Source organism: Pseudomonas sp. AU11447, from assembly GCF_001672555.2.
Taxonomy (GTDB): domain Bacteria; phylum Pseudomonadota; class Gammaproteobacteria; order Pseudomonadales; family Pseudomonadaceae; genus Pseudomonas; species Pseudomonas nitroreducens.
Genome location: NZ_LZDG02000013.1, coordinates 106,523 through 120,857 on the forward strand (window position 1 = coordinate 106,523; position 14,335 = coordinate 120,857).

Here is a 14,335-nt window from a genome sequence, read left to right on the forward strand (position 1 = left end):
TCCATGCCGAGCAACCCCCCAGGTTGAGCGAGACGGCGGGAAACGGCGCACTCGGCGCGCCTGACACCTGCCGCAAATGCCCTGCGTGGCACACCGTATCAGCCACTTATTTCCGCCGGCAGCCAAACAGGCTGCGGCATGAGGACCTAGCAATGGACGTCACTACTACCCTGAGTCTGGGCGATCCGCTGGAACCGGCCCGCAAGGCCACCGCCGAGATGCTGCGCACTCGCGACCACAGCTTCTCGCTGCCGCAACCCTTCTACAACGACGAGCGCCTGTTCCAGCTGGACATGCAGGAGATCTTCCACAAGGAGTGGCTGATCGCCGGGATGACCTGCGAGATCCCCGCCAAGGGCAACTTCCTCACCCTGCAGATCGGCGACAACCCGGTCATCGTGCTGCGCGGCGCCGAGGGCAAGATCCACGCCTTCCACAACGTCTGCCGCCACCGTGGTTCGCGCCTGTGCGTCAGCGACAAGGGCAAGGTCGCCAAGCTGGTCTGCCCCTATCACCAGTGGACCTACGAACTGGACGGCCGCCTGCTGTTCGCCGGCACCGAGATGGGCGCGGACTTCGACATGAAGGACTACAGCCTGAAGCCGGTGAATGTGAAGACCGCCGGCGGCTACATCTTCATCTCGCTGTCGGAGAACCCGCCGGCCATCGATGACTTCCTGCGTACGCTCGACCACTACATGGAGCCGTACGACATGGAGAACACCAAGGTAGCGGTGCAGACCACGCTGCGGGAAAAGGCCAACTGGAAGCTGGTGCTGGAAAACAACCGCGAGTGCTATCACTGCAACGGCTCGCACCCGGAGCTGCTGAACACCCTGCTGGAGTGGGACGACGTTACCGACCCGCGCGCCAGCCAGGCGTTCAAGGACCAGGTCGCGGCCTGCACCACCGCCTGGGATGCCGAGAAGATTCCCTACGCCCACGCCAGCTTCGGCCTGCGCAACCGCATCGTGCGCATGCCGCTGCTGCAGGGCACCGTGTCCATGACCATGGATGGCAAGCAGGGCAGCAAGAAGCTCATGGGCCGCATCCAGAACCCGGACCTGGGCTCTATGCGCATCCTGCACCTGCCGCATTCCTGGAACCACTGCATGGGTGACCACCTGATCGTCTTCACCGTTTGGCCGATCAGTGCGCAGGAGACCGTGGTCACCACCAAGTGGCTGGTGCACAAGGATGCGGTGGAAGGTGTCGACTACGACGTGGCGCGCCTGCGCGAAGTCTGGGACGCCACCAACGACCAGGACCGGCGCCTGGCCGAAGAGAACCAGCGTGGCATCAACTCCACCGCCTACCAGCCGGGGCCGTACTCCAAGACCTACGAGTTCGGCGTGATCAACTTCCTCGACTGGTACAGCGAGCGGATGCTCAACAACCTGGGCGAGGAATCCGCCCACGCGCGCCTGGTCGCCGAGAAGTAAGCCCCCGCCACCCAGCGCCCCCTTTGCGGGGGCGCTGCCGTTGAAGAGGAATCCACTTGGACGCCATGCTCTTCTACAGCAGCTCCGCCTTCGTCACCGGCCTGGTGGCGTGGAACCTCTTCGCCTGTTGGCGCAAGCGCTGAAATCGCCCTGGTGCAGCGTTACTTGTAGGAGCGAGCTTGCTCGCGAATGTCCCCCGGCGGGCCAGGTGCCGCCGACGAAATACCCCCTCCCTAACCCTCCCCCTGAAGGGAGAGGGGACTGTTCGTGCAGCGGGCAGATCAAGTGCTCGCTGGTTGACGCTGGTCTTTCCGCGAAATCAGGACCGCTCCCTCTCCCTTCAGGGAGAGGGCTGGGGAGAGGGCGCTTTCAGCTCTCACGCCGCGTCCCGCAACGAAGAGCATTCGCGAGCAAGCTCGCTCCTACAGGTACTGCGAACCCTGCAGCACATGGGGTTCCGCACCACACATTCCCCAGCGCGACGCAAACGCTGTCGCCCATGTCGTGAGGTTGACGCTTTCGGGTCGACCCTGGTCGTTTTCGAACCGGGTCGCCTCGGGGGGCAGGGATATCCTGCCTGCAAAGCGTCGGCACAAGCCCCGGCGCGCCAAGCCTGAGAAGAGGTACGCCAAGATGAGCCCAGCCGAAGTCCACGCCGACAGCATCATCATCGATGGCCTGATCATCGCCAAGTGGAGCCGCGAGCTGTTCGAGGACATGCGCAAGGGCGGCCTGACCGCCGCTAACTGCACCGTCTCCGTGTGGGAAGGCTTCCAGGCCACGGTGAACAATATCGTCGCCAGCCAGAAGCTGATCCGCGAGAACAGCGACCTGGTCATCCCGGTGCGCACCACCGCCGACATCCGCAAGGCCAAGGAGCAGGGCAAGACCGGCATCCTCTTCGGCTTCCAGAACGCCCATGCGTTCGAGGACCAGATCGGCTATGTGGAGGTGTTCAAGCAACTGGGCGTGGGCATCGTGCAGATGTGCTACAACACCCAGAACCTGGTCGGCACCGGCTGCTACGAGCGGGACGGCGGCCTCTCCGGCTTCGGCCGCGAGATCGTTGCGGAGATGAACCGCGTCGGCATCATGTGCGACCTGTCCCACGTCGGCTCGAAGACGTCCGAGGAAGTCATCCTCGAGTCGAAGAAGCCCGTCACCTATTCCCACTGCCTGCCGTCGGGCCTGAAGGAACATCCGCGCAACAAGTCCGACGCCGAGCTGAAGTTCATCGCCGACCACGGCGGCTTCGTCGGCGTGACCATGTTCGCGCCCTTCCTCGCCAAGGGCATCGACTCGACCATCGACGACTATGCCGAAGCCATCGAGTACGTGATGAACCTCGTCGGCGAGGACGCCATCGGCATCGGCACCGACTTCACCCAGGGCCACGGCCAGGACTTCTTCGAGTGGCTGACCCACGACAAGGGTTACGCCCGCCGCCTCACCAACTTCGGGAAGATCGTCAACCCGCTGGGCATCCGCACCGTGGGCGAATTCCCCAATCTCACCGAAACCCTGCTCAAGCGCGGCATGCCCGAGCGCGTGGTGCGCAAGGTCATGGGTGAGAACTGGGTGCGCGTCCTCAAAGACGTCTGGGGCGAGTGATTCAACCTCAACAGCGCCCTCTCCCTCAGCCCCTCTCCCGCAAGCGGGAGAGGGGAGCAGAGCCGCCGGCATGCACCTGATCCTCCGCATGCACGGATAGCTCCCTCTCCCTTAAGGGAGAGGGCTGGGGAGAGGGCAACCGCACACACGAATTCTGGAGTCTTGCCACCATGGCCAAACACGCCCCCGAACTGCCCATCGAAGTCGACAGCGAAACCGGTGTCTGGACCACCGACGCCCTGCCGATGCTCTACGTACCGCGGCACTTCTTCGTCAACAACCACATGGGCATCGAGGAAGAGCTGGGCGCCGAGCGCTACGCCGAAATCCTCTACAAGGCCGGCTACAAGTCCGCCTGGCACTGGTGCGAGAAGGAAGCGGAGTGCCACGGCCTGGTCGGCGTGGAAGTCTTCGAGCACTACATGAAGCGCCTGTCCCAGCGCGGCTGGGGCCTGTTCCAGATCGAGCAGATCGACCTCGACAAGGGCACCGCCCAGGTTCGCCTGAAGCACTCGGCCTTCGTCTACGTCTACGGCAAGGTCAACCGCAAGGTCGACTACATGTTCACCGGCTGGTTCGCCGGCGCCATGGACCAGATTCTCCAGGCGCGCGGCAGCGATATCCGCACCGTCGCCGAGCAGGTCTACAGCGGCGCCGAGGAAGGCCACGACGACGGCCTGTTCGTCGTCAAACCCCTCTGATCTTTCGCTCCCTGTAGGAGCGAGCTTGCTCGCGAACAAGCAGCCGCAAGGCCGCCAGACAACAAGAAACCTCTGATCCCGTGAGGATGCCGCAATGGCTTTCGAGGCAATGTTCCAGCCGATCCAGATCGGCAAGCTGACCATCCGCAACCGCGTACTCTCCACCGCTCACGCCGAGGTGTATGCCACCGACGGCGGCATGACCACCGAGCGCTACGTGAAGTACTACGAGGAGAAGGCCAAGGGCGGTATCGGCCTGGCCATCTGCGGCGGTTCCTCCGTGGTCGCCATCGACAGCCCGCAGGAATGGTGGAGCTCGGTGAACCTTTCCACCGACCGCATCATCCCGCACTTCCAGAACCTGGCCGACGCCATGCACAAGCATGGGGCCAAGATCATGATCCAGATTACCCACATGGGCCGCCGCTCGCGCTGGGACGGCTTCAACTGGCCGACCCTGATGTCGCCCTCCGGCGTGCGCGAGCCGGTGCACCGTGCCACCTGCAAGACCATCGAGCCGGAAGAGATCTGGCGGGTGATCGGCAACTACGCGCAAGCGGCCCGCCGTGCCAAGGCCGGCGGCCTGGACGGCGTCGAGCTGTCCGCCGTGCACCAGCACATGATCGACCAGTTCTGGAGCCCGCGGGTCAACAAGCGCACCGACGAATGGGGCGGCAGCTTCGAGGGCCGCATGAAATTCGGCCTGGAAGTGCTCAAGGCCGTGCGTGCCGAAGTCGGCGACGATTTCTGCGTCGGCATGCGCATCTGCGGCGACGAGTTCCACCCGGATGGCCTGTCCCACGAGGACATGAAGCAGATCGCCAAGTACTACAGCGACACCGGCATGCTCGACTTCATCGGCGTGGTCGGCTCGGGCTGCGACACCCACAACACCCTGGCCAACGTCATCCCGAACATGACCTTCCCGCCGGAGCCGTTCCTGCACCTGGCGGCCGGGATCAAGGAAGTAGTCAACGTGCCGGTGCTGCACGCGCAGAACATCAAGGACCCGAACCAGGCCACGCGCATCCTCGAAGGCGGCTACGTGGACATGGTCGGCATGACCCGCGCGCACATCGCCGACCCGCACCTGATCGCCAAGATCAAGATGGGCCAGATCGACCAGATCAAGCAGTGCGTCGGCGCCAACTACTGCATCGACCGCCAGTACCAGGGCCTCGACGTGCTGTGCATCCAGAACGCCGCCACGTCCCGTGAGTACATGGGCGTGCCGCACATCATCGAGAAGACCACTGGCGTGAAGCGCAAGGTCGTGGTCGTCGGTGGCGGCCCGGCAGGGATGGAGGCGGCGCGCGTTGCCGCCGAGCGCGGCCACGACGTCACCCTGTTCGAGAAGAAGGACCAGCTCGGCGGGCAGATCACCACCGCCTCGAAGGCCCCGCAGCGCGACCAGATCGCCGGCATCACCCGCTGGTACCAGCTGGAGCTGGCGCGGCTGAACGTCGACCTGCGCCTGGGCACCGGCGCGGATGCCGACACCATCCTCGACCTGCGCCCCGACGTGGTGGTGCTGGCCAACGGCGGCCATCCGTTCCTCGAGCAGAACGAACACTGGGGCGCCGCCGACGGGCTGGTGGTCAGCAGCTGGGACGTACTCGACGGCAAGGTCGCGCCGGGCAAGAACGTGCTGGTCTACGACACCATCTGCGAGTTCAGCGGCATGTCGGTGGCGGATTTCCTCGCCGACAAGGGCGCCCAGGTTGAGATCGTCACCGACGACATCAAGCCCGGCGTGGCCATCGGCGGCACCACCTTCCCGACCTACTACCGCAGCATGTACCCCAAGGAAGTGATCATGACCGGCGACCTGATGCTGGAAAAGGTCTACCGCGAGGGCGACAAGCTGGTAGCGGTGCTGGAGAACGAATACACCGGCGCGAAGGAAGAGCGGGTGGTCGACCAGATCGTCGTCGAGAACGGCGTGCGCCCGGACGAGAGCCTGTACTACGCGCTCAAGCAGGGCTCGCGCAACAAGGGCCAGATCGACGTCGAGGCGCTGTTCGCGATCAAGCCGCAGCCGTGTCTCAGCGAGCCGGGAGAGGGCTATCTGCTGTTCCGCATCGGCGACTGCGTGGCCCAGCGCAACACCCATGCGGCGATCTACGACGCCTTGAGGCTGTGCAAGGACTTCTAACGCCCCCGTAGGATGGGTGGAGCTTGCGATACCCATCGATTGTCGAGGCAGCATGGGTATCGCTGCGCTCCACCCATCCTACGGTCGTCCCGCACCGACTCCGGTCCCTGCGAGGAGACCAATGACAATGCTTAACATCATCCTCCCCATCCTGCTCTTCGCCGCCCTCGGCCTCACCGTGCTGGGCGCCGTGAAGCGCTTCGCGATGTGGCGCCGTGGCCGGCCCGCGCAGGTCGACTGGATCGGCGGCCTGCTGAAGATGCCGCGTCGCTACCTGGTCGACCTGCACCACGTGGTCGAGCGCGACAAGTACATGTCGAAGACCCACGTCGCCACCGCTGGCGGCTTCGTGCTGGCCGCGCTGCTGGCCATCCTCGTGCACGGTTTCGGCCTGCACAGCCGCATTCTTGGCTTCGCCCTGCTGGCGGCCACCGCGCTGATGTTCTGTGGTGCGCTGTTCGTCGCCAAGCGCCGCCTTGACCCGCCGTCGCGCCTGTCGAAAGGCCCGTGGATGCGCCTGCCGAAAAGCCTGCTGATGTTCTCGGCGAGCTTCTTCATCGCCACCCTGCCGGTGGCCGGCATCCTGCCGGAGGGTTTCGGCGGTTGGTTCCTCGCGGCCATCCTCGCCATTGGCGTGGTCTGGGGTGTGTCCGAGCTGTTCTTCGGCATGACCTGGGGCGGGCCGATGAAGCACGCCTTCGCCGGCGCCCTGCACCTGGCGTGGCATCGCCGCGCCGAACGGTTCTCCAGTAAAGATGGGCGTGGCGGCCGCTCCACTGGCCTCAAACCGCTGGACCTGGACGATCCCATGGCACCGCTGGGAGTCGAGAAGCCCACCGATTTCACCTGGAACCAGTTGCTCGGCTTCGACGCCTGCGTGCAGTGCGGCAAGTGCGAGGCCATGTGCCCGGCCTTTGCCGCCGGCCAGCCGCTGAACCCGAAGAAACTCATCCAGGACATGGTCATCGGCCTGGCCGGTGGCAGTGACGCCAACTTCGCCGGCTCCCCCTATCCCGGTAAGCCATTGGGCGAACACAGCGGCGGCCCGCACCAGCCGATCGTCGCGCTGGACGGCAAGGCGCTGGTGGATGCCGAGACGCTCTGGTCCTGCACCACCTGCCGCGCCTGCGTCGAGGAATGCCCGATGATGATCGAGCACGTCGACGCCATCGTCGACATGCGCCGCCACCTCACCCTGGAAAAGGGCGCGACCCCGAACAAGGGCGCCGAGGTGCTGGAAAACCTCATCGCCACCGACAACCCCGGCGGCTTCGCCCCCGGCGGCCGGCTGAACTGGGCGGCGGACCTGAACCTGCCACTGCTGGCCGACAAGCAGCAGGCCGACGTGCTGTTCTGGGTCGGCGACGGCGCCTTCGATATGCGCAACCAGCGCACCCTGCGTGCCTTCGTGAAGGTCCTCAAGGCCGCCAACGTCGACTTCGCCGTGCTCGGCCTGGAGGAGCGCGACAGCGGCGATGTGGCACGCCGCCTGGGTGACGAAGCCACCTTCCAGACCCTGGCCCAACGCAACATCGCCACCCTGGCCAAGTACCGTTTCAAGCGCATCGTCAGCTGCGACCCGCACAGCTTCCACGTGCTGAAGAACGAGTACGGCGCGCTGGGCGGCAACTACCAGGTGCTGCACCACACGACCTTCATCGATGAACTGGTGCAGAAGGGCGCGCTGAACCTCGGCCAGAGCAAGGCCGGCAGCGTGACCTTCCACGACCCGTGCTACCTCGGCCGCTACAACGGCGAGTACGAAGCGCCGCGCGCCGTGCTCAAGGCCATCGGTATCGAGGTCAAGGAAATGGCCCGCTCCGGCTTCCGTTCGCGCTGCTGCGGCGGTGGCGGCGGCGCGCCGATCACCGACATCCCCGGCAAGCAGCGGATTCCCGACATGCGCATGGTCGACATCAAGGAAACCGGCGCCGAGCTGGTGGCCGTGGGCTGCCCGCAATGCACCGCCATGCTCGAAGGCGTGGTCGCGCCACGCCCGGAGATCAAGGACATCGCCGAACTGGTCGCCGAGGTCCTCATCGAGGCCACCGAGGTGCCGGCAAAAAAGCCCTCGCTGGCGCGCCGTGAAGAAGCGGTGGAGGTGCACCTGTGAACGTCCTGCGTAGCCCCGTAGGGCGCATAAAGCCGAAGGCTTTATCCGCCGCCTCGGCCACTTCGGCGGATAACGCTGCGCGTTATTCGCCCTACCCCAGCCCGGAGCATTGAGCATGAGCGACATCATCCGCCGCGACCCGCGCGCCGAGTGGATCGCCCGCAACCGCCTGCACCCGCTGCACGCGGCCATGCAATCGGCTCAGGGTGGCGAGAGCCGCTGGATGGGGCCGAACGGCGTGGTGCGCAAGAATCCCCACGCTGTCGGCTTCATCGGCCCCAATGGCGTCAAGCGCATCGACCGCTCCGGCAGCCAGCAAGGCACGGCAGGCGGCAAGCGCAGCAGCGCGCCGGAGGTGGTGCAACTGCCGCTGGTGATCATCGAGCAGCCGGCCTTCCTGATTGCCGTGGTACCGGACATGGTGGGCGGCCGCCTCTCCAGCCACGACCGTGACCTGCTCGGCCTGGCCCGCAAGCTGGCCGGCAGCGACGGTGCGGTGCTGGCCGTGGTGTTCGGCGAGCACAAGGAAACCGCCTTCGACACCGCCGGCGTCGACCGCCTGCTGCAGATCGAGGGCAACGAATACGACGGTTACGCTCCGGAACAATGTGTGCTGGCGCTGCGGTCGGCCAACAGCCAGTTCGCACCGCGTCACTGGTTGTTGCCCGACAGCCGCACCGGTGGCGGCGAACTGGGCCGCCGTCTCGCTGCCAGCCTGGGCGAACGCCCGGCCACCCGCGTCTGGCAGGCCGAAGGCGAGCGCTGCATCGGTCGCGCCGGAGCCGGCCAGCAGGATCTGCACCGCGACCTGCCGCGCCTGATCCTGGCCGCTGCCGAGTGCGCCGAGCCGGTCAGCGAAACCCGGCACGAGGCCCGCGCCGTGGAGCTGGAAAGCAGCGTCGCGCGCAACCTGCCGCGCATCGAGGACCTCGGCCCGGTGGCGGTGGACCCGGCGCAGATTCCCATGGCCGAGGCGGAGTTCATCCTCTCCGGCGGCAACGGTGTGAAGGACTGGGATCTGTTCCACCGCGCCGCCGTCGCCCTCGGCGCCACCGAAGGCGCGTCTCGCGTGGCGGTCGACGACGGCCACATGCCGCGTGCCCGGCAAGTCGGCGCCACCGGTACCTGGGTTACTGCGCGGGTCTATCTCGCCGTCGGTATTTCCGGTGCGATCCAGCACCTGCAGGGCATCGGCTCCTGCGACAAGGTGGTGGCGATCAACATGGACCCGGGCTGCGACATGATCAAACGCGCCGATCTCTCGGTGATCGGTGATTCCGCCGCGATCCTCAAGGCGCTGATCGAACTGGCCGAAGCCCATCGCAATGGAGCGGCGCGCGATGCGGCATGAAATGGGTTCCCTCGTAGGGCGCATACAGCCGAAGGCTTTATCCGCCGCCAACGCATCATCGGCGGATAACGCTGCGTGCTATTGGCCCTACGCCAGCTTGAAAGCCCGAGGTGGCTTATGAACGACCTGAACATCGTCGCCCTGGTTTCCATCGGCGCCCACCCGGCGTCCGGTCGCCCGCGGCGCGCCGACCAGGATGCCCGTGCAGTGGAGCTGGGCATGAACCTCGCCGGCAAGCGCCTGCGCGTCGTGCATGCCGGTGATGCCGGGGAAGAAGCGCTGCGCGGTTACCTCGGCATGGGCCTGGATGAACTGGCCGTGCTCGAACAGCCTGCCGGTGCCGACGCACTTCCAGCATTGGCCGCCTACCTGGGCGACAGCGAAGCGCAACTGGTACTCACCGGCACCCAGGCGGAAACCGGCGAGGGCTCTGGCATGTTGCCCTTCCTGCTGGCCGAGCGCCTCGGCTGGCCGCTGGTGGTCGGCCTGGCGGAAGTGGAGAAGGTCGAAGGCGGCAGCGCACAGGTATTGCAGGCATTGCCTCGCGGCCAGCGTCGCCGGCTGAAGGTGCGCCTGCCCTTCGTCGCCAGTGTCGACAATGCCGCGCCGGTCGCTCGCCAAAGCGCCTTCGGCCCGGCTCGCCGTGGCTACCTGGAAGCCCATGAGGTGGAAGTGGTGGAAGACCCGCTACTCGCCGACGGCAATCTGCAACCCGCGCGCCCGCGTCCCAAGCGGCTGAAGGTGATCAAGGCGAAGACCGGTGCCGAACGCATGAAGGCCGCGACCGCCAAGGCCTCTGGCGGTACCGGGCAGGTGCTCAAGGAGGTTTCGCCCGAGGCGGGCGCCGAGGCGATCTTCAAGTTGCTGCGTGAGGAAGGCGTGATTCGCGTCTGACGTTCCGGCTCTTCGTAGGAGCGAGGGGCCATCGATATTGCTCGCGAACAATCCCCGCAGCGAGGCCTGGTTCGCGAGCAAGCTCGCTCCGACAGGATGCCTTGCCCATCGGAGCGGAAGCCGGCGCCGGAGGCGAACCTTGTGGGTTGATTCCCGGTCCAAATTCCGTTGGCGGTAGGAAATCATTGAAATAGCACGAGAATTATCTCGTAAGCCATTGAATTGACAGCATACGGCTTGTCAGAAGAACCGCGTTTTTGCTGGCCCCGCCGCGCCCCTTTCTTTATCCTCCGCACCCTTTGAAAGGCTTTGCGGAGGCTCCCATGCTTGATTCCACCCTCGAACAACTTGAACAGCTGGTCGCCGAACTGCTGCAGCAGAATGAAGTACTGGTGCAGGACAACGCCCAGGTGCGCGAAGAGCTGCTAAAGGCCCGTGAGGAAAACGACACGCTGCAACTGTCGCTCATGGAGCAGGAAGAGAAGCACAACGCCACTGCGACTCGCCTGCAGGCGCTGATCCGCCGCGTCAGCGACAGCCGCGCCAGCGCATGAGTGGCGACGGCGTCCGCGTCCTGCGCATCCTCGGACGCGAATACAGCGTCCGGGCGCCGGCCGGTGAAGAGCGCCGGCTGCAGGACGCGGCCGCGCTGTTGCAGGCGGAAATCACCGCCAGCAAGAAGAAATTCCCCTACGTCACCAGCAATGAGCTGATGGTGCTCTCCGCGCTCAACCTCTGCGCCCGCCAGCTCGGCGCATCGGATACCGAGTGCGACGAGGCGGACGCCGTGGAGCGTATCGCCGCCCTCAATCGGCGGATTCTCGATCACCTGCAACGGCAGGATTGATCCTCCGCACCGTCTGCTTTTTGTAGGAGCGATCTTGCTCGCGAACCCCTCCTGCGCCGGTATTGCCGGGAGGGAGATCGTGTTCGCGAGCAATGACGATGGCATCCCCCTTGCTCCTACAGAAGCCGCCCCACCCTGAATTCCAGGAAAGTGTTTCGTAGGGCGAATAACGCGCAGCGTTATCCGCCACTGTGCCTGGCGCGGAACTGGCGGATCACCGCAAGCAGATATGCGCCCTACGTTCCCGTGCGACTCATGCCAATCGCGGACGGAGTCCGTTCCTGCGAAACCTGAACCTGCGTAGGCGCGGACTTCCGTCTGCCATGTTTTCCGCCGCGCCCGGATTTCAGGCAAAAAAATAGGGACACCGGGGTAAGCGGTGTCCCTTCTAAAGGAGAGTGGGCCAAGAGGCCCCTCAACCGGTGAGACGTGGCACCTCGGGTAAACCCGCGGCGCCGGGTATAAAAGAAGGGACTGGGGGTAACCAATCCCTGAAAGGTGAGGGAGGAATACTCCCCCTCAACCGGTGAGACGTGCCCGGCTCGCGCCGGGCGGATGATCAGGCGCGCAGCGGAATCAGGCGCGGGGCGATCATGTTTTCCGGCAGCAGGATGTCGGCCAGGGTGGCTTCGTCCAGCAGCTTCTCCTCGCGAACCAGCTCCAGTACGCCGCGGCCGGTTTCCAGCGCAGTCTTGGCGATGCGGGTGGAGTTCTCGTAGCCGATGTACGGGTTCAGCGCGGTGACCAGGCCGATGCTGTGTTCCACCAGCTGGTGGCAGCGCTCGACGTTGGCGGTGATGCCGGTGATGCAATGCTCGCGCAGCATGTCCATGGCGCGCTGGAGCAGGCGGATCGAGTCGAAGATCTTGTAGGCGATCAGCGGTTCCATCACGTTCAGCTGCAGCTGGCCGCCTTCGGCCGCGATGGTCAGTGCCAGGTCGTTGCCCATGATTTCGAAGGCGCACATGTTCACGGCCTCCGGGATCACCGGGTTGACCTTGCCCGGCATGATCGAGCTGCCCGGCTGGCGCGGCGGCAGGTTGATCTCGTTGATGCCGGTACGCGGGCCGCTGGACAGCAGGCGCAGGTCGTTACAGATCTTCGACAGCTTGACCGCGGTGCGCTTGAGCATGCCGGAGAACAGCACGAAGGCGCCCATGTCGGAGGTGGCTTCGATCAGGTCGGCAGCCGGAACGACCGGGTGGCCGCTGATTTCGGCCAGGCGCTCGACGGCCAGCTTCTGGTAGCCGGGGTCGGCGTTGATGCCGGTGCCGATCGCGGTGCCGCCGAGGTTCACTTCGGTCAGCAGTTCCGGCGCCAGGCGACGCAGGCGGTCGAGGTCTTCGCCCAGGGTGGTGGCGAAGGCGTGGAATTCCTGGCCGAGGGTCATCGGTACCGCGTCCTGCAGCTGGGTACGGCCCATCTTCAGTACGCCGGCGAACTCGACGCCCTTGGCGGCGAAGGCCTGGATCAGGCTGTCGAGGCTGGCCAGCAGGGTGTCGTGGCCGAGCAGCAGGCCCAGGCGGATGGCGGTCGGGTACGCGTCGTTGGTCGACTGCGCCATGTTCACGTCGTTGTTCGGGTGCAGGTACTTGTACTCACCCTTGGTGTGGCCCATGGCTTCCAGCGCGATGTTCGCGATCACTTCGTTCGCGTTCATGTTGGTGGAAGTACCGGCGCCACCCTGGATCATGTCCACCACGAACTGGTCGTGGAAGTCACCGCGGATCAGGCGGGCACAGGCTTCGCTGATGGCAGCGTGCTTCTCGTTCGACAGGTGGCCAAGCTGGTGGTTGGCATCGGCTGCCGCCTGTTTGACCATCGCCAGGCCGACGACCAGTTTCGGGTAGTGCGACAGCGGCACGCCCGAGAGGCGGAAGTTGTTCACAGCGCGCAGGGTCTGGATGCCGAAGTAGGCGTCAGAAGGTACTTCGAGGGTGCCGAGGAGGTCTTTCTCGATGCGGAACGATGCAACAGGGGACATGACGGGGATTGTCTCAGGGAAACACGGCCAGTGCCGCGATGCCCGGTAGACTAGGGATTTCGCCTTTCGTCGGCCAATGCTGTTAAAGGCTGCCTCATGCACGAACGGCATAATGTACCCTGTGACGAATTGATGACGGCGAGCGTATGACTGTGCTACGCGCGCCCGGCTCCTGACCAATCGATCAACGTGTGAATGCGTTGGAGTTGACGTGAACCTCGAGACCAAATGGCTGGAAGACTTCAGCACCCTGGCCACCACCCGCAGTTTTTCCCAGGCCGCCGAAAAGCGCTTCGTCACCCAGCCGGCCTTCAGCCGGCGCATCCGCAGCCTGGAGGACGCCCTCGGCCTGACCCTGGTGAACCGCCAGCGCACGCCCATCGAGCTGACTGAGGCCGGGCAGCTGTTCCTCGTCACCGCCCGCGCGGTGGTCGAACAGCTCGGCCAGGTGGTGCGCCACCTGCACCACCTGGAAGGAGGGCAGGGCGAGGTGCTGCAGTTCGCCGCCGCGCACTCGCTGGCGCTGGGCTTCTTCCCCGCGTGGATTTCCCGGCTGCGCTCGGAAGGCCTGAATATCGCCAGCCGCCTGGTGGCGACCAACGTCGGCGAGGCGGTACACCTGCTGCGCGAAGGCGGCTGCGACCTGATGATGGCCTTCTATGACCCGGACGCTGCCTTGCAGATGGACCCGGAGGTCTTTCCGTCGCTACACCTGGGGCGCACCGAAATGCTGCCGGTGTGCGCGGTGAACTCCGCGGGCGTGCCGCTCTTCGATCTCGACAGCGGGCAGAGCGTGCCGCTGCTGGCTTACAGTGCCGGTGCCTTCCTCGGTCGCGGTGTGAACCTGCTGCTGCGCCAGCGCAACCTGCGCTACACGACTGTCTATGAAACGGCGATGGCCGACAGCCTTAAAAGCATGGCGCTGCAAGGCATGGGTGTGGCCTGGGTGCCGCGCCTGAGCATGGAGTCGGAGCTGGCGCGTGGTGAGCTGGCGCTGTGCGGCGGCCCGCACTGGATTGTCCCGCAGGAAATCCGCCTGTACCGCTGTGCCCTGGTGCGCAAGGCGCAGATCCGCCTGCTCTGGCGCAAGCTCGAAGGCGGCCTGGGGCTGGACGAAACGCCCTGAGGCAGACAGCCGGGGCTATTCTGTTTATTTGATAAGCATTATCATTTGCGGCTTTCCACGGTCTCCCCCTCGCACCTGCTTCGGTGCGGACCGCTGGCGAGCCTGCAGCCC

General features: G+C 65.3%; 11 protein-coding genes. 10 read left to right on the plus strand and 1 reads right to left on the minus strand.

Annotated features, from left to right (window positions below; all coding sequences use genetic code 11):
• Positions 1–152 precede the first annotated feature (152 nt).
• The 9 genes from gbcA to A6723_RS00570 all read left to right on the plus strand — a co-directional run bounded on the left by gbcA (position 153) and on the right by A6723_RS00570 (position 11,114).
• Entirely contained in the window at positions 153–1,442 is a 1,290-nt protein-coding gene (gene gbcA, locus A6723_RS00530) for a glycine-betaine demethylase subunit GbcA (RefSeq protein WP_054909636.1), read from the plus strand.
• 633 nt (positions 1,443–2,075) lie between these two features.
• Positions 2,076–3,053: a dipeptidase gene (locus A6723_RS00535; RefSeq protein ID WP_054909635.1), complete on the plus strand. Its 978-nt coding sequence runs from the start codon at positions 2,076–2,078 to the stop codon at positions 3,051–3,053.
• A 170-nt stretch (positions 3,054–3,223) separates the two neighbouring features.
• Positions 3,224–3,754 carry a 4-vinyl reductase gene (locus A6723_RS00540; RefSeq protein ID WP_015479613.1) on the plus strand — a complete coding sequence of 177 codons (531 nt, stop codon included), beginning with the start codon at positions 3,224–3,226 and terminating at the stop codon, positions 3,752–3,754.
• 94 nt (positions 3,755–3,848) lie between these two features.
• Positions 3,849–5,909 (plus strand): dimethylglycine demethylation protein DgcA, encoded by a 2,061-nt coding sequence (dgcA, locus tag A6723_RS00545; RefSeq protein WP_054909634.1) that lies wholly within the window; start codon positions 3,849–3,851, stop codon positions 5,907–5,909.
• Between the two features lie 127 nt (positions 5,910–6,036).
• The gene (gene dgcB, locus A6723_RS00550; protein ID WP_054909633.1) at positions 6,037–8,022 is read left to right on the plus strand and encodes a dimethylglycine demethylation protein DgcB; all 1,986 of its coding nucleotides are present in this window, start codon (positions 6,037–6,039) and stop codon (positions 8,020–8,022) included.
• Positions 8,023–8,137: 115 nt separating this feature from the next.
• Positions 8,138–9,373, plus strand: coding sequence for an electron transfer flavoprotein subunit alpha/FixB family protein (locus A6723_RS00555; RefSeq protein WP_054909632.1), 1,236 nt, complete (start codon positions 8,138–8,140; stop codon positions 9,371–9,373).
• A gap of 117 nt (positions 9,374–9,490) precedes the next feature.
• Positions 9,491–10,267 carry an electron transfer flavoprotein subunit beta gene (locus tag A6723_RS00560; protein ID WP_054909631.1) on the plus strand — a complete coding sequence of 259 codons (777 nt, stop codon included), beginning with the start codon at positions 9,491–9,493 and terminating at the stop codon, positions 10,265–10,267.
• Positions 10,268–10,590: 323 nt separating this feature from the next.
• Positions 10,591–10,821, plus strand: a complete 231-nt coding sequence (locus A6723_RS00565; RefSeq protein WP_024766748.1) for a hypothetical protein — start codon at positions 10,591–10,593, stop codon at positions 10,819–10,821.
• The gene (locus tag A6723_RS00570; protein ID WP_054909630.1) at positions 10,818–11,114 is read left to right on the plus strand and encodes a cell division protein ZapA; all 297 of its coding nucleotides are present in this window, start codon (positions 10,818–10,820) and stop codon (positions 11,112–11,114) included. The genes A6723_RS00565 and A6723_RS00570 overlap by 4 nt, the downstream gene beginning before the upstream one ends.
• Positions 11,115–11,673: 559 nt before the next feature.
• On the opposite strand, the gene A6723_RS00575 is transcribed toward A6723_RS00570, so the two are convergent.
• Entirely contained in the window at positions 11,674–13,098 is a 1,425-nt protein-coding gene (locus A6723_RS00575; protein ID WP_045214106.1) for an aspartate ammonia-lyase, read from the minus strand.
• A 211-nt stretch (positions 13,099–13,309) separates the two neighbouring features.
• On the opposite strand from A6723_RS00575, the gene A6723_RS00580 reads away from it, so the two are divergent.
• The gene (locus tag A6723_RS00580; protein WP_024766745.1) at positions 13,310–14,224 is read left to right on the plus strand and encodes a LysR substrate-binding domain-containing protein; all 915 of its coding nucleotides are present in this window, start codon (positions 13,310–13,312) and stop codon (positions 14,222–14,224) included.
• Positions 14,225–14,335: the final 111 nt, after the last annotated feature.